The 18,812-nt window shown below is 73.9% G+C and carries 13 protein-coding genes; 7 read left to right on the top strand and 6 right to left on the bottom strand.

Annotation, left to right across the window (positions count from 1 at the left end):
* Positions 1-11: 11 nt before the first annotated feature.
* On the bottom strand, positions 12-794 hold the full coding sequence (locus AB0D49_RS31785; protein ID WP_362764149.1) for an SAM-dependent methyltransferase: 783 nt from the start codon (positions 792-794) through the stop codon (positions 12-14).
* A gap of 135 nt (positions 795-929) precedes the next feature.
* Positions 930-2,351, bottom strand: a complete 1,422-nt coding sequence (locus tag AB0D49_RS31780; RefSeq protein WP_362764146.1) for a Gfo/Idh/MocA family oxidoreductase — start codon at positions 2,349-2,351, stop codon at positions 930-932.
* 546 nt (positions 2,352-2,897) lie between these two features.
* Here AB0D49_RS31780 and AB0D49_RS31775 point away from each other — a divergent pair.
* The gene (locus tag AB0D49_RS31775; RefSeq protein WP_362764143.1) at positions 2,898-3,563 is read left to right on the top strand and encodes an SDR family NAD(P)-dependent oxidoreductase; all 666 of its coding nucleotides are present in this window, start codon (positions 2,898-2,900) and stop codon (positions 3,561-3,563) included.
* A gap of 20 nt (positions 3,564-3,583) precedes the next feature.
* Here AB0D49_RS31775 and AB0D49_RS31770 read toward each other — a convergent pair whose 3' ends face one another.
* The gene (locus AB0D49_RS31770; protein ID WP_362764140.1) at positions 3,584-4,090 is read right to left on the bottom strand and encodes a hypothetical protein; all 507 of its coding nucleotides are present in this window, start codon (positions 4,088-4,090) and stop codon (positions 3,584-3,586) included.
* Positions 4,091-4,270: 180 nt separating this feature from the next.
* Positions 4,271-4,678 carry a RidA family protein gene (locus tag AB0D49_RS31765; protein ID WP_362764137.1) on the bottom strand — a complete coding sequence of 136 codons (408 nt, stop codon included), beginning with the start codon at positions 4,676-4,678 and terminating at the stop codon, positions 4,271-4,273.
* A gap of 399 nt (positions 4,679-5,077) precedes the next feature.
* Here AB0D49_RS31765 and AB0D49_RS31760 point away from each other — a divergent pair, with 399 nt between their 5' ends.
* Positions 5,078-6,424: an MFS transporter gene (locus tag AB0D49_RS31760; RefSeq protein WP_362764134.1), complete on the top strand. Its 1,347-nt coding sequence runs from the start codon at positions 5,078-5,080 to the stop codon at positions 6,422-6,424.
* A gap of 335 nt (positions 6,425-6,759) precedes the next feature.
* On the opposite strand, the gene AB0D49_RS31755 is transcribed toward AB0D49_RS31760, so the two are convergent.
* The gene (locus AB0D49_RS31755; RefSeq protein ID WP_362764131.1) at positions 6,760-7,311 is read right to left on the bottom strand and encodes a YciI family protein; all 552 of its coding nucleotides are present in this window, start codon (positions 7,309-7,311) and stop codon (positions 6,760-6,762) included.
* 229 nt (positions 7,312-7,540) lie between these two features.
* Between AB0D49_RS31755 and AB0D49_RS31750 the strand changes: the two genes are divergently transcribed.
* Positions 7,541-8,290 (top strand): carbonic anhydrase, encoded by a 750-nt coding sequence (locus AB0D49_RS31750; RefSeq protein WP_362764313.1) that lies wholly within the window; start codon positions 7,541-7,543, stop codon positions 8,288-8,290.
* A gap of 444 nt (positions 8,291-8,734) precedes the next feature.
* Here the strand turns inward: AB0D49_RS31750 and AB0D49_RS31745 are convergent, their stop codons facing one another.
* Positions 8,735-9,640, bottom strand: coding sequence for an LLM class flavin-dependent oxidoreductase (locus tag AB0D49_RS31745; protein ID WP_362764128.1), 906 nt, complete (start codon positions 9,638-9,640; stop codon positions 8,735-8,737).
* Positions 9,641-10,327: 687 nt separating this feature from the next.
* On the opposite strand from AB0D49_RS31745, the gene AB0D49_RS31740 reads away from it, so the two are divergent.
* From AB0D49_RS31740 to AB0D49_RS31725, 4 genes are all read left to right on the top strand, one after another.
* On the top strand, positions 10,328-12,547 hold the full coding sequence (locus tag AB0D49_RS31740; RefSeq protein ID WP_362764124.1) for a BTAD domain-containing putative transcriptional regulator: 2,220 nt from the start codon (positions 10,328-10,330) through the stop codon (positions 12,545-12,547).
* Between the two features lie 69 nt (positions 12,548-12,616).
* Positions 12,617-14,875, top strand: a complete 2,259-nt coding sequence (locus tag AB0D49_RS31735) for a TOMM precursor leader peptide-binding protein (RefSeq protein WP_362764121.1) — start codon at positions 12,617-12,619, stop codon at positions 14,873-14,875.
* Positions 14,865-16,886, top strand: a complete 2,022-nt coding sequence (locus AB0D49_RS31730; RefSeq protein ID WP_362764118.1) for a TOMM precursor leader peptide-binding protein — start codon at positions 14,865-14,867, stop codon at positions 16,884-16,886. The genes AB0D49_RS31735 and AB0D49_RS31730 overlap by 11 nt, the downstream gene beginning before the upstream one ends.
* 51 nt (positions 16,887-16,937) lie before the next feature.
* Positions 16,938-18,809 (top strand): nitroreductase family protein, encoded by a 1,872-nt coding sequence (locus tag AB0D49_RS31725; RefSeq protein WP_362764115.1) that lies wholly within the window; start codon positions 16,938-16,940, stop codon positions 18,807-18,809.
* Positions 18,810-18,812: the final 3 nt, after the last annotated feature.

The following is an 18,812-nucleotide window of genomic DNA, read 5'->3' as shown; positions in this document are numbered from 1 at the left end:
TGGCCGGTCCGTCACGGAATCCGGGCGACACCGGCGTAGATGCCGCTGGGCTCGGACGTCGGCGGGGTGCCCTGGAACCACTCGGTGGCCGTCACCAGGCCGGGCTCGGCCAGTTCCAGCCCGTCGTAGAAGCGGGTCACCTGGGCGCGGTCGCGGAAGCCGAGCTTGATGCCGCCGCGCGCGTATTCCGCGGTGACCTGGTCCGACAGTTCGGGGAAGAGGTCGGAGGACGCGTGCGACAGAACCAGCCAACTGCCCGAGGGCAGCGCGCCGATCAGATTGCCGACGATGCCGTAGGGGTCCTGGTCGTCGTTGATGAAGTGCATCAGGGCGATCAGGGACAGGGCGATCGGCCGGTCGAAGTCGAGGACGCCACGGGCGTGCTCCAGGATCTCGTCCGGCCGCCGGACATCGGCCTGCACGTAGTCGGTCGCGCCTTCCGGACGGCTCACGAGCAGCGCCTCGGCGTGGCGCAGCACGATCGGGTCGTTGTCCGTGTACACGACCCGGGCGTCCGGGCGTACGCCCTGCACTATCTGGTGGAGGTTGGGCTCGGTGGGGATGCCGGTGCCGATGTCGAGGAACTGGTCGACGCCTTCGGCGGCGAGCCAGGCCACCGCCCGGTGCATGAACTCGCGGTTCTGCCGGGCGGCGTCCCGCGCCTCGGGCGGCAGCTTCGCGCCCACGGCCTCGTCGACGGGGTAGTTGTCCTTGCCGCCCAGCAGCCAGTCGTACACCCGTGCGGGGTGCGGTCGACTGGTGTCGATGCGCGGGCTGGGGATCTCAGCGGTCATCACGACTCCGTCGCAGGAGGATCAAGGAAACGCGAGCCTCGATCATCGCAGGGCGGTGAACCGATTCGCCAGCCAGGGCGGCGGATTGCAGTGCCGTTCGGACCCTCCCCGGGACGCGTACGTCCCGGTGCGGGGCTATCCGACGGGGGGCATGTCCGTGGGCTCGGAGTCCAGGCCCGCCCGGGGTTTGCGCCAGGCGCCGCGGGTGAAGTCGGGGACCTCCACCGGGCGGCCGTCGCGGGCGAGCGAGGCGGCGCTCAGGGGGACGGCGGAGCACCAGGCCGCCGAGTCGTAGACGTCGATGTCGGGCACCAGTCCGGCCCGCATCAACTGCACGGTCCGCCACTGGAGTACGTAGTCCATGCCGCCGTGGCCGCCGTTGTTGGCGGCGTCGTCGCCGACCTTGAGCCACAGCCAGTGGTCGGCGTTCCTGCGGTAGGGGGCGAAGTCGCGCCAGGAGTGGCCGCCGTGGTCGGGTTCGAGGTAGATCCGCGCTCCGGTGGGGCCGGGTCCGGTGTAGTCCTCCAGGATGCCCCGGCTGCCGGCCAGCGAGTTGATCCGGCTGTACGGGCGGGGGGAGCTGACCTGGTGCTCGGCGCGGATGACCCGGCCCTGGGCGGTGTCGATCATGCAGGTGACCAGGTCGCCGTTGACATAGGTCTCCTTCCACGACGGGTGGTCGCGGGGCATGAACCGGGCACGGTAGTCGGCGAGCCCCCTGGGGGCGGTCGCGGAGGCGCTCAGGGTGGTCATGCGGTCGCCCCGGTTGATGTCCATGGCGGCGGCGATGGGCGCGAGGCCGTGCATGGGGTAGAGCGAGGCGGTGGAGCGGGTGTGCCAGAGCCGACGCCAGGAGTCGGTGTAGTAGGTGTCGGAGAAGAGGAGTTCGCGCAGGTCGTGGAGGTAGCCGCCATGGCCGTCGGTGATCTCGCCGAAGGCCCCGTCGTGGGCCAGCTTCAGCATCGCCAGCTCGTTGCGGCCATAGGAGCAGTTCTCGGCGAGCAGGAGATGGCGGCGGGTGCGCTCGGAGGTGTCGACCAGGTCCCACAGCTCGCGCAGTTCGGTGGCGACGGGCAGTTCGACCACCGCGTGCTTGCCGCTGAGCAGGGCGGTGCGGCCCTGTTCGTGGTGGAACTCCCACGGGGTGGCGATGTAGACGAGGTCGATGTCGTCGCGGCGCAGCATCCGGGCGTAGGCGTCGGCGGAGCCGCCGTACTCGGCGGGGCGCGGTTCGCCCTTGGCGACCAGCCGGTCGGCGGCGCGGGTGGCGCGGTCGGCGCGGATGTCGCAGACGGCGGTCACGGTACAGCCGGGCACCGCGGCCCAGCCCAAGACCATGCCCGAGCCCCGGTTGCCGAGACCGATCACGGCGACCCGGACGGTGCGGTGGACCTCGAAGGGGACGCCGATCATCGACTTCTGGCCGGGTCTGCGGCCGGGCGTGTGGCCGGTGGGCGCCGCCGCGTGGGCCGCGCCGCCCACTCCGGTCGCGAACGCGCCGCCTGCGACGGCTCCGCCCAGCAGCAACCGGCGGGAGACAGAGGGGTGGTGGGACATCACGGCACGCTCCTCGGTGAGTGGGGTGCATCGGTGAGTGGCCTGCATCACTTGTCGCTTCGTGTCGCTGCACGACTGTGCCGTCCTCGCCAGTTGCATGTCAATACGTGTTCGAAACAAAGCAGTTTTGAGCATGAGCGAGCATGGGAGGGGGGTTTCGCGTCCGGTGCGGGGGTGTTGGGCGGTCGGCTTTCCTTGGCGTGTCGCGATGCGGCGCGTGTCGTGATGCACGGCGTGTCGCGATGCGGGGCGGGTCTCGCTTCGGGCGGGGGCGTGTCTCGCTTCGGGCGGGGCGTAGGCCGTGTCGCCCTCGGGGCGGGGCACATGTCGGGGCGCCTGGGGGGGGCGGCGCACATGTGGTGTCGTCCTCGGGAGGGGGCTCAGGCCGTGTCGTCCTCGGGAGGCGTCTTCCTGGGGATGCGTCTTCCTCGGGGTGAGGCCCAGCCGTGCCGTCCAAGGGGCGGGCCCAGGCCATGTCGTCCTCGGGAGGCGGCTCAGGCCGTGTCGTTCCTGGGGCGGGGCTCGGGCCGTGCTGAGGTGGGGGTCATGACCACCATCGCCATCGTCGGGGCCGGGCCCGGACTCGGTGCGGCTGTCGCCCGGCGCTTCGGCCGCGAGGGGTTCGCCGTGGCCCTGGTCGCCCGTGACCGGGCCCGTACGGACGCCCTCGCCGCCGCGCTGGGCCGGGAAGGCGTCACCGCGCGGGGCTTCCCCGCCGACGTCCGTGACCAGGGGGCGCTGACCGCGGCGCTGGAGGCGGCGGCCGGGACGCTGGGTCCGGTCGAGGTCCTCCAGTACAGCCCGGTCCCGCCGCCGGACTTCATGCTCCCGGTCCTGGAGACCGGCCCCGACGACCTGACCGGCCCGATCGAGTTCTCCCTGTACGGACCGGTCACCGCGGTCCGCGCGGTGCTCCCCGGGATGCGCGCGCTGGGCCACGGGACCATCGTCCTCGTCAACGGCGGTACGGCGGTCGTCCCGCACCCCGAACGCACGGGCACATCGGTCGCGTTCGCCGCCGAGAGCGCGTACGGCCATCTGCTGCACGACGCGCTCGCGCCCGACGGCGTCCATGTCGCCCAACTGGTCGTCCCCGGCGCGATCGTGACCGGGCATCCGCGCAGGGACCCGGCCGTGCTGGCCGACACCGTGTGGTCGCTGCACACCGGGCGGCACGGGTTCCGGCACTTCGCGGACGACCTGGAGGCGTGAGGCGCGGGGCTCTGACGCCCTCAGCCCGTGCGCGGGTGCAGCAGCGCCGTGCCGTCCGGTCCGGTCATGCCGGGTTCGGGAGCGGGCGGCGGACCCGGGAGACGGGCACAGGAGGTGTCGCTGCCGCCGGGCCGCAGCACGGTGAGGCAGCCCTGTCCGGTCCCGTTCACCGCACTGTGGGAGCGGCCCCTGGGCCAGGTCAGGGTGGAGGCGACCGTGTCGGGGCCGACCTCCGTGGCCGCGAGGTCCGTGTGCCCGGCGGGCCCCGGAAAGCCCATGCCGACCGGTGCGGGGACCCGTACATCGCAGTCGGCGTCGGCACAGGCGGCGATGTCGTGTCCGCCGGCGGCGGAGCGGGCGGGCGCCTGGGCGGCGGGTGTCGCGGCAGCCGTGGCCCACGGGACGCCCGCCGTGGGAGACGCCCCGGTGTCGCGCGGCGCGCCGCCGCCCTTGTCGTCCGAGCCACCGCACCCCGTCAGCGGTACGGCGGTCAGTACCCCCGCCGGGAGGGTACGTGCCGGGCCCACCGCGCGGGGCCGGTGCGCGGGGGTGTCGCCGAGGAGTGGGTGCGTGTCATGGGTCCGTACCGTGCCGTGCCGTCCGTGTCGCTCGCGCGACCGCCGCCGAGTACGACACCAGCCTTCCCCCGGCGCTCCGGGAACCTCCCGCGCGCGACTCCATGCCCCCCGTCCGCGCGACCCGCGCCGTCAGTCGAGCACGGCCACGGCGTCGACCTCCACCAGGTGCTCGGGCACGTCCAGGGCGGCGACGCCCACCAGCGTCCCGGGCGGCACTGGTGTGCCGCCCAGCTGTCCGGCCGCCCGCGCGACGCCCGCCAGGAACTGCGGCATCTTCTCCGGCGTCCAGTCGACGACGTACACCGTCAGCTTCGCCACGTCCGCGAAGGTGCCGCCGACGGCGGCCAGCGCGGTGGCGACATTGAGGTAGCACCGCTCGACCTGGGCGGCGAGATCGCCCTCGCCGACGGTCTTCCCGTCGGCGTCCCAGGCGACCTGACCGGCCAGATGCACCAGCCGCGTGCCGGTCGCGACGGACACCTGCCGGTACACCTCGGTCTCCGGCAGTCCACTCGGGTTGATCAGGGTGATAGCCATACCGCTCTCCTCGTCATGCCTGCGCTCCCGACCCGCGCGGCTCTCCCGCGGGTCTCTGAAAACCGTAGGAGAGCGGCGCGTGACGTGGAAGAACGCACTTTTCGGTGACCGGGTCACCGGAAGGTGACCGAAGGAGTCCGGGGCGCCCCAGGGCCTCGACATCGCGGCACGCGACACGCCCGGACCGCGCGGAAGCCGATTTCCGTCCACTTCCGCCGCCGCCGTTGACAGCCACCGCCGGTGACCCGAGACTCGGGCGATCACTGTGAAGCTCTTTTCACCAGGCGAACACGGCCTGGAGAACGCCCCCTTGCGCCCAGTCCCCCCGCCCTGTCCCCGCCCCGCTCCCCCGCCCCTCCCCGCTCCGCGGACCCCCACATCCCCTCCCCGAGGACGACGATGTCTCCTGCCCTTCCCCCCACCCCCGCTCCCCGTCCCACGCACACCTTCCGTTCCGTCGCGCCCGTCCTCGCGCTGTGCTGGCTGGCCGTGTTCTTCGACGGCATGGATGTGAACATCTACGGCGCCGTGATGCCGCACATGCTCGACGACACCGGACTCGGACTGACCCCCGGCACCGCCGGGACCATCGGCAGTTGGACCACGTTCGGGATGCTGATCGGCGCGCTGACCGCCGGGAACCTCACCGACTGGCTCGGCCGCCGGCTGATGCTGGTGGCCAGCGTGACGCTGTTCTCGGCCGGTTCGGCGGTGTGCGCGCTGGCGGGCGGGACCGCCCTGTTCGGGACCGGCCGGTTCGTGTCCGGGCTCGGGCTCGGCGGGCTGATGCCGCTCTGTCTCGCGATGGTGCTGGAGTTCGCGCCGCCGCGCCGGGCCGCCCTGACCACGGGGCTGCTGATGACCTCGTACCACGCGGGCGGTATGGCGGCGACCGGGCTCGGGCTGACGCTGGCCCCGGCCTGGGGCTGGCGCTGGGTGTTCTGGGCGGGTGTGCTGCCCGCGCTGATCGCCGTACCGCTGCTGCTGGCGCTGCTGCCCGAGTCGCCGGGGGTGCTGCTGGCGCGGGGGGAGCGGAGCCGCGCGGACGCGGTCGCCGACCGGTACGGGCTGCCGCGGCCGACCGCCCTCGCCGCGCCCGCCGCCGGGGCGAAGGGGCGACTGGCCGCCGTGCGCGCGCTGTTCGCCCCCGACGCCCGCTGGGCGACCCCACTGCTGTGGCTGGCCTCCTTCAGCGGGCTGCTGCTGGTGTACGGGGTGAGCACCTGGCTGCCGCAGATGATGCGGGCGTCCGGCTACGGGCTCTCCTCCTCGGTCAGCTTCCTGCTGGTCATCAACGCGGGCGGGATCGCCGGCCTGCTCATCGCGGGCCGCACCGCCGACCGGTTCGGGGCGGTCCGGGTCTCGGCGATCTGGTTCGTCCTGACGGCGGTGGGCGCGCTGCTGCTCCAGGCACACCTGTCGCTGGCGCTGACGTACGTGGTCGTCGCGCTCACCGGCGTCTGGCTGTTCAGCGCCCAGGTGATGGTCTACGCGGCGACCGCCACCGTCTACCGGGAGAGTGAGCGGGCGGCCGGGCTCGGCTGGGTGACCGGGATCGGCCGCACCGGCGCGGTGGTCGGGCCCTCGCTGATCGGGGCGCTGGCCGCCGGCGGCAACGAGAGCTGGGGGTTCACCACCTTCGCGCTGGCGGGCCTGGTCGGCGCGGTCGCCATCGCCCTGGTCCCGCTGGCCCGACGCGCCACCCGCACGGGGACGGCGGCGCGGGCGACACCGGCGGACGCGTGACCCTCCGGGGAACGGGCCCCGGCAGGACGGTCCAGGGAACCGACCACATGTGAAGCCCCAGAGAGCCCGGCCACATGTCACGCTCCAGGAAGCCCGGCCATCTTTGACGTTCCAGGAAGCCCAGCCACATGTCACGCTCCAGGGACCCCCGTCACATGTGAAGCTCCGGGAAACCGGCCGCACATGACGCGCTCGGGGGACCGCCCCCATGTGACGCCCTCATGAACCGGCCGTATACGACGGTCCTCCTCACCGACCCCTACAGCGGCGGCCCGTCACCCACGGCGGCGGACCCGCGTCCGCGCGGGCCGCCGCCCAGCGTCGGCGCCCCGTCCCTACGGGCGCCCCCCTTGCTGCCACCGCCGCGCGGTGAGCGGTACGGGCCCGCCACCGGCGAGCCGGTCGGCGATGGGCCGGAGCACGGCCCACGCGGTGTCGGGCAGCGCGCTCACCGCCGCGACGACCCCGCTCGTCCGCGCCCCCTCGTCGTCGACGAGCAGGGCGAGGAAGTCGATCCGGTCGTCGCCGAGTTCATCCACCAGATGCCCGGGATCACGGGGCTGGGACGGCCAGACGCCGGTGACGAGCGCGGCGGAGGTCTTGGTCGGGCGCGCCCGCACCACAGCCACCCTGGAAACGGTGATGTTCTCGTAAAGCCCGGCCCGCCAGTACGGCTCCTCGTGCCCGAAGCGCTCGGCCTCGGCGCGCCCGGCGAGATCCACGACGTGGACACTGCCGGTGTGCTCCTCCCCGTCGGCGGTCAGCGTCGGCCCGCGCAGCACGAGCCGGTCGGCGAAGTGATCCATGTACGACCAGTGGCTCTCGGCCAGGTCGAGCAGGCGTTCCTCGACCCCGGGACGGTCCTGGGTGTGTACGTAGTAGGGCATGTCGCGACCGTACCCAACACCTACCCGGACCGGGGCCGTTCGCGCCGCCATGCGCGTCCCGGACGCCGTTCCGCACCTGGTCCTCCCATGGGTCGTTCCCGGTCAGCCCAAGGAAGTTCCAAGTGACAGTCACGTATTGCTCCCCCTTGGCCATGATTCAGTAACGTGAACTGTGGCGCGTGTCATCGGGCATACGTTCTCCAGTGTGAACAGAGATGGCACTCCCCACATAGCCAGCGATTCCAACTCGCGGACCGCCCGCGCGGTTTCCGCACGCCCGGCCCGGCGCACCCTGCTCCGTACCGCGCTCACCGGCGCCGCCGCGGTCGGCGCCGGTCTCGCGGTCGCCGCTCCCGCCGCCGCGACCGCCTCCACCCGCCCCGTCGGCCCCCGACCCACCACCCCCGGTCAGGCGCTCACCGCGCTGGCCTCGGGCAACCGGCGCTGGCGCACCTTCCGCCAGCAGCACCCGGACGAATCGCACACCGTCCGCCAGGAACTGGTGTCCGGTCAGCACCCCTTCGCCCTGGTGCTGGGCTGTATCGACTCCCGTGTTCCGCCGGAGCTGGTCTTCGACCAGGGTCTCGGCGATCTGATGACCGTCCGCAGCGGCGGCGAGGTACTGGACGAGGCCGTGCTCGGCAGCGTCGCCTACGGTGTGCTCGAACTCGGCATCCCGCTGGTGATGGTGCTCGGCCATCAGTCGTGCGGCGCGGTCCGCGCGGCGGTCGAGGCCGACCAGAGCGGCGAGCAACTCCCGGCGCACATCCAGTATCTGGCCGACCAGATCAAGCCCGCCATCGACCACACCAAGGAGGGCGACGCCCGGGTCGACGCGACGATAGACGCCCAGGTCCGGCTGGTCCGCGCACGGCTGGCCGCGGAGCCCGACCTCGCGGAGAAGGTGACCAGCGGCGCGCTGGCCATCGTGGGCGCCCGCTACGAACTCGGCAGCTACCGGGTCCACCAGCTCGTCTGACGGACCGCGCGGCCCCGCGCCCCCGCGCTCGCGTCAGCGCCGAAGCCGACGCCCGACGCCCGACGTCCAGCAGCCAGGACCGAAACCGTGGCCAAGAGCCCGGCCCCCGGAGCGGTCCAGGGACACAAGGGACACACAGGACGACGGACCAGACGAAGGCGAGAACGACGGCCAGGACGACGGACACACCGACGGACACACCGACGGACACGCCGAAGGGCACGCCGAAGGACACGCCGAAGGCCAGAACGTCGGACGGGACGGCGAACAGGACGACCGACAGGACGGCGACGGACCGGACGTCGGGGCAGCAGCCAGGACATCCACACCTACCACCGGCCCGGTGCACGCAACTCCCGCGCACCGGGCCGGTGCCGTACCGCCGAAGCCAGCCAGCGCCTCCACCGGCAGACCTCCGCACGTACGACCGAAGCCCGCCGATGCCTACACCGGCAGACGCCGGTGCCGCGCCACCGCCTCCCGCACCGCCGGAACCACCTCGTCCACCCATCGCCGATGCTGGTCGGGATCGTCGTCCTGGGCGCCGAAGACAAAGGTGTCCATGCCGTGTTCCACGGCCAGCGAGGTCAGTTCCTCGACCCACATCGCGGGCGGACCGTCGAACGGGCCGGTGCGGGGGCCGTCGGTGATGGATCCGAAGACGTTGTAGAGACGGCGGATGTCCCGGGGGTCGCGGCCGGCCTCCGCCGCGCCCTCGTCGATCCGCGCCTGCATGGCGGGCAGCAGGTCGGGCGTGGCGCGGGGGGCGGAGGGGCACCAGCCGTCGGCCTTGCGTCCGACGACCCGCAGCAGCCGGGGCCCGAGGACGCCCAGCCAGATGCCCATCGGATGGACGGGCACGGGGCCGGGGTGCACCCCGGCCAGCCGGTAGTGGACGCCGTCGTAGCGCGCCGCGCGGGCACCGGACCACATCAGCCGGATGACGTCGACGGCCTCCTCCAGCGCCCCGGCGGCCTCGCCCGGGGTGCGCCCGGGGCCGCCCATCGCGGTCACCGCGTCCGGGAACCCGCCCGCGCCGAGGCCGAGTTCGAACCGTCCTCCGGAGAGCACGTCGAGGCTCGCGGCGGTCTTGGCGAGCACGGCGGGCGGACGCAGCGGCAGGTTGGCCACGTCCGGGAAGACCCGGATGCGCTCGGTCCGTCCCAGGATCACCCCCATCAGCGCGAAGGTGTCCAGGAAACGGCGCTGGTAGGGATGGTCCTGGATGCCGAGGAAGTCGAGTCCGGCCGCGCCGTCGGCGAACCGGGCCAGTGCCATGATGTCCGCCACCCGCTCGGCGTTGGGGGTGGGAAAGATCCCGAACTGCACGGGACGCCCGTAATCAGTCATGCGCGCAAGGGTAGTTCCGGCCATACCGGACGCGCGAGCGGCGGCGGCCGTTCGGCGGTGGGGGCCGGACCAAGATCGCTTGCCCGGCCGACAGCCGGAATTCACGTCTCCTTATTCAATTGGTTCACTTCACCGGCAAGGGCCGTTTCCCGGTTGCCGGGAACCCCAAACTCCGATCATCGCGACGACAGCGATCCGCGCCCGAAAATTGGCTCGGACCAATGGCGGTAGCCGATGGAACTTGACGGAAAAACTCCGCCGGAGAAAAGCAGAAACATATTCACCTTTCTTCGGCCGCCACTCGACCGCCTCAAAGGGTTGACTTACTTTCCCGGCACGCAAGGCCCCCACCAGCGGTAACGCCCACCCCCTCCCCCATCTATCCATCGGACAGGGCCGACAAATTACCCAACCTATACGTTCCTCGACCATCCGTGACCTTCATGGAGAACGACCGGCATTCCGGCGCCCCGACGATTTTCCGCAACCTGGGGATCGACTTGGCTGCAATCCATCACTAAGGTGTCGCTGGCGCTTGCAAGGAACGCCCGCATTGCAGGACCGGGCACCCACCCGGCGTACGACCCGGTATTCCCGGTATTCCCCCGTATTCTTTCCGGCCCCGGAGCAGGCTCGATCAGCCGCGCGCCCGGGACCGCCAGAGGACACATCGGAGCGACACGTAGGATGCGGTTCCAGCTGCTAGGGCTCCTGAGCATCAGCGACGGTGAACACGCCGCCGTCCTCCAGCCGTCCAAGCCGACGAATCTGCTCGCCGCCCTGCTCATCCACTCCGGCGCGGTGGTCTCCACCGACTATCTGCTGCGCGCGGTCTGGGACACCGAGCCGCCCGCCACGGCCCGTGCCGCGCTCCAGAGTTGTGTGCTCCGGCTGCGCCGGATCTTCGCCCGCTACGGGATCGCCAACGACACCATCGAGGCCGTGCCCGGCGGTTACCGGATGCGGATGGACCGGGACACCCTGGACCTGCTGCGCTTCCGTGACCTGGTGCGCGCCGCCGGGACCACCGGGGACGCCGACACGGAGGCGTACGTGCTGCGCGAGGCGCTCGCCCTGTGGCACGGCCCGGTGCTCGCCAATGTCGCCTCCCAGCTGCTGCACCGCGACGAGGCGCCCCGTCTGACGGAGGAGCGGCTCAGGACCCTGGAGCGGCTCTGTGACATCGAACTGGCGCGCGGGCGATGTCGTGAGGTGCTGTCCGAGGTCTGGGACGCGGCCCGCCGCCACCCCGAGCGGGAACGTTTCGCCGAGCAGTTGATCGAGGCGCTGTACCGGACGGGCCGGCAGACCGAGGCCCTGGTGGAGATCCGGGCCGTCAAGGAGCGCCTCAAGGAGGAGTTCGGGATCGATCCAGGGGCCGCGCTCCAGCGGCTCGAGCTGTCGATCCTGCGGGGCGAGGAACTGGCGTCCGCCGCCGGGGGCGGGGCGGCGGGACGCTCCGGGGCCGTCCCGCGCGGGGCGCTCTCCGGGACGGCGCCCCTGGGGGCCCTGTCCGCCGTCCCGACGGCGGTGCGTACGGCCGTCCCGCTCCCGCCGGGGGCGGAGATCACCGGCGGTCCGGCCACGGAGCCCGCCGTACCCGATCCGGCCGGGATCACGGCGCCCGGTTTCGCCGGGACCACCGCGCCCGGTTTCGCCGGGAGCACCGCGCCCGGTCCCGTCGGGCCCGCCTCACCCGGCCATAGGGGACCGGCAACACCGGGCCACGCCGGACCCGTCACACCCGCCGCCATCGAGCCCGCCACGCCCGGCCACGCCGACCACACCGCACCCGGCACCACCGCCCCTGTCTCCGCCCCGTCCCCCATGCCACACCACACCGACGGCCCCCTGACCCCGCCCGCCCCCTCACCCACCGCACCACCCCCACCCACGCCCGCCGCCCTGCTCGCCCCCACTCCCGCCGCTGCCGCCACTCCCCCCACTCCCCCATCCCCCGCCCCCGCCCCCGCGTTCTCACCCCCCGCTCCCTCCACTCCCCCCGCCCCAACCCCCCTCCCCCTCCCCCTCCCCCCAGTCCCCCGCTTCACCGGTCGCCGCGCGCAACTCGCCGTCATGCAACGCGCGTTGACCGCGTCGGGGCCGGACACTGGGCCGGTGGTGATCTCGGGGGCGCCCGGGATCGGCAAGAGCGCCCTCGCCCGGCAGGCGGCCCATCTGACGCAGGACGCCTTCCCCGGCGGCTGTCTCATCCTGACCATGACCGGGGCCGACGGCAGTCCGCTCTCCGCCGCCGACGCCCTGGAGCGGCTCTCTTCCCCGAGCCGCCCCGGGCGTCGGCTCCTCGTCCTGGACGATGTGACCAGCGCGGAGCAGATCCGCCCGCTGCTGCCGCCGCCCGCCGTGGGAGCGGCCGTGGTGACCAGCAGACGCGGACTCGCCGGGCTGGTCGCCACCCACGGCGGGCTGGTGCTGCGGCTCGACACCCTGGACGAGCCGGAGTCGTACGACCTGCTGGTGGCCACGCTCGGGGCCGAGCGGGTCGGCCGGGAGCCGGACGCGGCCCGTGAACTGGCCCGGATCTGCGGCCACTTCCCGCTCGGTCTGCGGATCGCCGCCGCCCGGCTGCTGACCCGGCCCGGTCTCGGCCTCGCCGACTGCGCCGCCTGGCTGGCCGAGGACGCCCCGGCCCGGCTCGCCCTGGCCGACGAGCCGCTGATGTCCGTACCGGGGGTGTTCGACGCGGCGCTCGGGCGGCTCGACCCCGCGCTGCGCACCGCGTTCGTCCGGCTCGCCGCCGCGCCGGACGGCACCGGTCCGCCGCCCTCCGACGAGGTGCTCGAACGGCTCGCGGACGCCGGGTTCGTGGAAGAGGGCCCGCCCGAGCCGTACCGCATCCACGCCCTGTTCAAAATCTACGCGCGTCGGCTCACCGCGACGACCTGACCCACCCCCCACCGCTCCACCACATCCCCGCCCCGCCCCGACCGTCCTCCGACGAGAGGTGTCCTCCGTATGCTTTCCGCACGGTACGAAGCCGTCGCCGCGACCCGTCCGCGTATCCGCCGGGACGTGCTGTTCACCGAGACCCCCGACGGTGTGCTCTTCCACAACGCCGACGGCGGCTTCCGGCTGACGGCCCGTTCCGCGTACCGGTTCGCCACCCTGCTGGTGCCGCACCTCGACGGCGCGCACACGGTCGCCGAGATCTGCGCGGGCTTCGGCGACCGGCAGCGCGCGATGGTCGGTGAGCTGGTCGGCACGCTGTACGAGCGCGGCTTCGCCCGGGACGTGCCGTCCAGACCCGTGACCGGCCCGGACCCGGCGGCGGACTCGCTGCCGTCCGCCGCGACGGCCCGCCGCTTCGCCGCGCAGATCGCCTATGTCGACCACTACGCCGACGACCCCGCCCGACGGTTCCAGCGGTTCCGGGAGACCCGGGTGGCGGTGGCCGGTACCGACCCGGTGGCCGAGTGGTGCGTACGGAGCCTGATCCGCAACGGGGCCGCGTTCGTCGGGGTGCTGCCCGGTCTCGACCGCTCGGCGGTCGACGCGGAGGCCGCCGCTGCGGCGGCCGACGGCTGCCCGGTGGACGTGCACGAACTGACCGCCGGACTCGACGGGTACGCCATGGTGGTGGTCACCGGACCCGACGCGCCCCGGGCGATCCTGCCGATGCTGAAGGCCGGTCTCCCGGCGGGCCGCACGGTGCTGCCGTCCTGGTCGTACGGGCGGCGGGCGGTCGTCGGACCGGCCATGTCGGAGCGGTCCACCGGCTGCTGGGCCTGCGCGGCGCTGCGGCTCGGCGCCGGGGACCGGGCGGCCGACGCCGCCGGGCTGTGGCGCTCCCTCGCCCTGGACCTGCCCGCCGACGGCGACCGGCCCACGGGTCCCCTGGCCGCGATGCTGGGCAACCTGCTCGGCTACGAGGTGTTCAAGACGGCGACCGGCGCGCTGCCCCCGGAGACCGCCGGGCAGCTGATCGTCCAGGACATGGAGTCGCTGGACGTCACCGCCGAGCCGCTGCTGCCGCATCCGCGCTGCCCGTTCTGCGCGGAGTCCGCCGAGGACGCCGGGGGGCTCGGCGACGCCCTGCCCGAGGTCGACCTCGCGGGCGCCACCGGCACGGAGGCGCTCGCGCCGCCCACCGTCGACACCGCGCGGGACGCCGACGCCCTGGTGGCGGAGCTGAACCGGCGTTCGGTGCTGCTGCGCCCGCACGCGGGGGTCTTCCGGCGCTACGACGACGAGGACATCACCCAGACCCCGCTCAAGCTCAGCGTGGTCGAGCTGGGACTCGGCGACGGCCGGACCCGGCGGGTCGCGGCGGCCGACGTCCATCATGTGGCGGGCGCCCGGCTGCGGGCGCTGCACCGGGCGGCCGAGGTGTACGCCGAACATGTGGTGCCCCCGGTCCCGGCCGCCGCGTCCGGCCCGGCCGTCCGGCTGGCGCCCGCCGTGCTCGGCACCGCCAGCGGGCTCGGCGGTCCTCGGGCGGAGGTGACCGGCTGGGTGGCGGCCGTGTCGCTGCTGACGAAGGAACGGTTCCTGGTGCCGGGCGCGGCCGTACGGCCGTTCGGCGCGGGCAACGGGGACCGGCTGTTCGAGGCGACGAGCGCCGGACTGCGGGCGGGCCCGAGCGCGGCGGACGCCACCGGACAGGGACTGCTGTCGGCGCTGGCGTACGACGCCCTGACCCGGGCCCTGCGGACCGGCGGGGTACCCGGGGTCGCCGTGCCCGCCGACGACCCCGAACTCACCTTCCTGGTGCAGTCCGCCGCCAACCTGGAGGTGGAGGCCGAACTGCTGGACTTCGGGGAGCGCGAGCGGTCCGGGGTGTCGGTGGTGCTGGCCCGGAGCGGGGCCCGCTGGGCGGTCGGCGCCGAACTGTCGTACCGGGCGGCGGTCGCCGGGGCGCTGCGCGAGCTGCTGGGGCAGGTGCAGGCGGCGGCCCAGGGACTCACGGGCGAGGGACCCGGCGACGACGACACGGCGTGGGGCCGGACGGACGGGGTGCCGTACGGCGAACCACGGTCCGGGGACCTGTCGTTCGGCGATCCGCTGCTCGGGGACCTCGATCCGCGGGTGCTCACGGTGACCGGGATCGCGACCGGCGTGCCGGGTCCGGCCGCGTCCTGGGCCGAGGTGCTGCGGCGGCTCGGCGAGCGGGGGCGGGACGCCGTGGTCGTACCGGCCGGGTCGGCGGATCTGGCGGCGGCCGGGGTCCAGGTCGTCCGGGTGCTGCTGACGGCGGAGGCCCGGCGTGACGGCTGACGCGAGCGGCACCGGGGTACGGGCGCCGAGCGCGGTCGGTCCGCTGACCGCGCTGCTGCGGGAGGCGCTGGAGCGGCAGGGGCAGGGCCATGTCGAGGTGGCCGTGCGGGCGCTGGGCTTCACGGACGCGTTCAGGGAGGACGCGACCATGGAAGGCGCGTCCACGGAAGACGCGTCCATGGAAGGCGCGTTCCCGCAGGAGGCGTTCCCGGACGGGCGGCCGGAGCGGACGGAGCCGACGGACGACGAAGGTCCGGTACATGTACCGGTCCCGGTACATGTCTACGCGCGACACGCGATCGTAGGCCCCGTAACCCCCTCCCCCTCCCCCTGTCCCCTCTGCCTCCGCCGCCGCTGGCAGGGCGTGCGGTCGGTGGCGTTGCGGGACGCGCTCGAAACGGGCGGCCCGACCCGGGAGTCGGGGAGCTGGCCGTACGCGGTCCCGTTCGCGGCGCAGGCGCTCGCCACCGTGGTGGCACAGGTCCATACCAGTGCCGTGCGGGGGCCGTTCCCCGAGGTGCGGGTGCTGGATCTGGAGTCGCTGACGGTGCGCGGCTACCCGCTGGTGCCCGACCCGGACTGTCCGGGCTGCGCGCGACCGGTCGCCGACACGCCCGAGGGGGCGGTGCTGGCCCTCGGAGCGGCGCCCAAGCACCGGCCCGGGGCGTTCCGGCTGCGGCCGGTGGAGGCGTACGCGATCGATGTGGCGGCGTTCGCGAACCCGGTGTGCGGGGCGCTCGGCCCGTCGCTGGTGCAGGACGTGTCGTCCACGTCGACCTCGGCGACCATCGGCTGTTTCTCGATGCGCTCCGGGGACTATCTGCGCGAGACGTTCTGGGGCGGACACGCGGACTCGTTCGGGGTCAGCGCGCGGATCGGCGTACTGGAGGGGCTGGAGCGGTACGCGGGGATGCGGGCGCGCGGCAAGCGGACGACGGTGACCGGGACGCTGGAGCGGTTCGGGGCGACGGCGGTGGACCCCCGGGAGGTGGGGCTGTACTCGGCGGCGTTCCATCGGGCGAACCCGCGGGTGGTGCCGTTCGCGCCGGACCGGGAGATCCCCTGGGTGTGGGGCTGGTCGCTGCGCGACCGGGAACCCCGGCTGGTGCCGGAGATCCTGACCTACTATCACGCGCCCGGTCTGGAGAACCGGTTCGTGCAGGAGAGCAGCAACGGCTGTGCCTCCGGCGGCTGTCCGGAGGAGGCCGTGTACTTCGGGCTGATGGAGGTGGTGGAGCGGGACGCGTTCCTGCTCGCCTGGTACGGCCGTCAGCCGCTCCCCGAGATCGACCCGGCGACCAGCGCCCGCCCCGCCACCCGGCACATGGTCGACCGGCTCGCGATGTACGGCTACCGGGCCCGTTTCTTCGACACCCGGCTGACCTTCCCGATCCCGGTGGTCACGGGCGTCGCCGAGCGGCTGGACGGCGGTCCTGGCCGGATGTGCTTCGGCGCGGGTGCCGGGCTGGACCCGGAGTCGGCGCTGGACGCGGCGCTGTGCGAGATCGCCACCGACGCGGTGAACCTGACCGGGCGCACCGAGCGGGAGCAGCCCCGGCTGCGGGCCATGGCCGCCGACTTCGACCGGGTGACCGCGCTGCACGACCATCCGTTGGTGTACGGGGTCCCGGAGATGGGCGGACACGCCGACTTCCTGCTCCGGACGCCGGACGGGCCGCCGCCGTGCGCCGTGGCCGACCTGGAGTGGCCGGACGCGTCCGGCGCGGCCGTCTCGGCGGATCTGCGGGACGACCTGGAGCGGTGTGTGGCCGCGGTGACCGGCGCCGGTTTCGACGTGGTGGTCGTGGACCAGACGCTGCCCGAGCAGCGGCGGCTCGGGCTGCACACGGTCGGGGTGCTGGTGCCGGGGCTGCTGCCGATCGACTTCGGCTGGTCGCGGCAGCGGGCGCTCGGGATGCCCCGGCTGCGTACCGCGCTGCGCGAGGCGGGTCTGCGCGAGCGTGACCTGACCCCGGCCGACCTGAACCCGGCACCGCACCCCTTCCCTTGACGGACCGGGCCCGCCCCGTTCCCCGACGACCTCTGAGCTGAGGAGAGTTCCGTGGGCCACGCCCATGACTACGCGACGGCCATCCTGCACCGGGGCCGGATTCCGATGGAACCGGCCGACTTCGTGCCCGACTGGGCCGACCGGCCGCGCAAGGCCAAGTACTACCCGGGTTCCGCGTCCTTCCCGCTGCCCGAGGCGCCCGACAGCCCCGGGGCCACAGTCACGGCGGGTCTGCTCGGCGGGGCGGACGGCGACGGGCCGTTCTCGCTGCCGCTGCTGTCCGGGATGCTGCTGGACTCCTACGGGCTGACCGGCCGCCGCCTCGGCGTGCAGGCCAACACCGATCTCGCGGCGCTGCCGCACTACCCCCAGGCCAACTGGTCCCGGGGCACCGCCTCGGGCGGCGGCCTCTACCCGGTCAGCGTGTACTGGGTGTCCGGCTCGTCCGGTCCGCTCACCCCCGGGGTGCACCACTACAGCCCGCCGCGCCACGCCTTCCAGCGGCTACTGACCGGGGACGTCAGCGGCGAGGTGGCGGCGGCGCTGGGAGCGGGGCCCCAGGGGACCGACCAGTACCTCGTACTCGGCGTCAAGTACTGGCAGAACGCGTTCAAGTACAACAGCTTCTCCTTCCACGCCGTGAGCATGGATGTGGGGGCGCTGCTCCAGACCTGGCGGGTGTGGGGGCGCTCCCGGGGGCTGCGGCCGACGCCCGCCCTGTGGTTCGACGAGGACCGGCTCGCCGCGCTGCTGGGGCTGGACGGCGACGAGGAGGGCCTGTTCGCGGTGGTGCCGCTGCGGTGGGAGCCCACCGGGGACCCGGTACCGGTGGTCCCTTCCGACGGCGGCCTGCCCACCCCGGCGCTCCACGCGGCCGTCCGCCGCCGCGACCAGGAGCGTTCCCGGACCGTGCTGGAGTTCGAGACCCTGCGCCGGATCCACCGCGCGACCGTGGGCCACGCCACGGACCGCCCCGCGCCCGGCGCCCTCGCCCCCACCGCGCCCGCCCCGCCCGGAGCCCGCGACTCCGCCCCGCCCGGAGCCCGCGACTCCGCCGCGCCCGGCGCCCTCGCCCCCACCGCGCCCGCCCCGCCCGGAGTCCTCGCCTCCGCCCCGCCCGGAGTCCTCGCCCCAACCGCGCCCGCCCCGCCGGGAGCCCGCGCCTCCACCGCCCCAGCCCCGCCCGAAACCCTCGCCGCCACCACCTCCACCCCGCCCGGAACCCTCGCCGCCACCGCCCCGCCCGGAGCCCCCGACCCCACCACCTCCACCGCGCCCACAACCGGCGAAGCCCCGCCGCTCGCCCTCCCGCCCGCCGCCTTCCCAGACGTCACCGTGGAGACCGCCCTGCGCGCCCGCCGCAGCAGCTTCGGCCGGTTCGACGCGAGCGTCCCGGTGACGGCGGCGGAGCTGGCCGCCACGCTCGCGGCCTGCGCGGCGACCCGGCTGGACAGCGACGCCGAGACCCCGGACAGCCCGGCGCGGTCCCGGCTGTACGTCTTCGTCAACCATGTCGAGGGCGTCGAGCCCGGCGCCTACGCCTACGATCCCGGCGGCCACACCCTGCGTCCGGTGGTGGCGGGCGCGCCGGGCGCGTTCCTCCAGCGGAACTACTTCCTGTCCAACTACAACCTGGAGCAGACCGGTGCCGTGATCGTGCCGACCGTGCGGACCGCCGCGGTCCTGGACGCGGTGGGCGACCGGGGGTATCGGCTGGTCAACGCGGTGGTCGGGGCGGTCGCCCAGAGCTTCTACACGGCCGCGGCGGCGCTCGGGCTGGGCGCGGGGGTCGCGCTCGGCTTCGACAGCATCGCGTACATCGAGGAACTGGGGCTGGCGGACAGCGGCGAGGCACCTCTGCTGATCATGCTGCTCGGCCGGGAACGGCCAGGACCCGCGGACTTCCGCTCCGAGCTGGTCTGACGG

Source organism: Streptomyces sp. NPDC048290 (assembly GCF_040652095.1).
Classification (GTDB): domain Bacteria; phylum Actinomycetota; class Actinomycetes; order Streptomycetales; family Streptomycetaceae; genus Streptomyces.
Note: the sequence above shows the minus strand (reverse complement) of the source record. Positions and strands in the feature narration are given on the sequence as shown.

Excerpts from the sequence above, each read along its gene's own strand:
- AB0D49_RS31775 (WP_362764143.1), top strand. The coding sequence starts at position 2,898 with ATGACCACCATCGCCATCGTCGGGGCCGGGCCCGGACTCGGTGCGGCT.
- AB0D49_RS31785 (WP_362764149.1), bottom strand. The coding sequence starts at position 794 with ATGACCGCTGAGATCCCCAGCCCGCGCATCGACACCAGTCGACCGCAC.
- AB0D49_RS31745 (WP_362764128.1), bottom strand. The coding sequence starts at position 9,640 with ATGACTGATTACGGGCGTCCCGTGCAGTTCGGGATCTTTCCCACCCCC.
- AB0D49_RS31780 (WP_362764146.1), bottom strand. The coding sequence starts at position 2,351 with ATGTCCCACCACCCCTCTGTCTCCCGCCGGTTGCTGCTGGGCGGAGCC.
- AB0D49_RS31735 (WP_362764121.1), top strand. The coding sequence starts at position 12,617 with ATGCTTTCCGCACGGTACGAAGCCGTCGCCGCGACCCGTCCGCGTATC.
- AB0D49_RS31740 (WP_362764124.1), top strand. The coding sequence starts at position 10,328 with ATGCGGTTCCAGCTGCTAGGGCTCCTGAGCATCAGCGACGGTGAACAC.
- AB0D49_RS31755 (WP_362764131.1), bottom strand. The coding sequence starts at position 7,311 with ATGCCCTACTACGTACACACCCAGGACCGTCCCGGGGTCGAGGAACGC.
- AB0D49_RS31760 (WP_362764134.1), top strand. The coding sequence starts at position 5,078 with ATGTCTCCTGCCCTTCCCCCCACCCCCGCTCCCCGTCCCACGCACACC.
- AB0D49_RS31765 (WP_362764137.1), bottom strand. The coding sequence starts at position 4,678 with ATGGCTATCACCCTGATCAACCCGAGTGGACTGCCGGAGACCGAGGTG.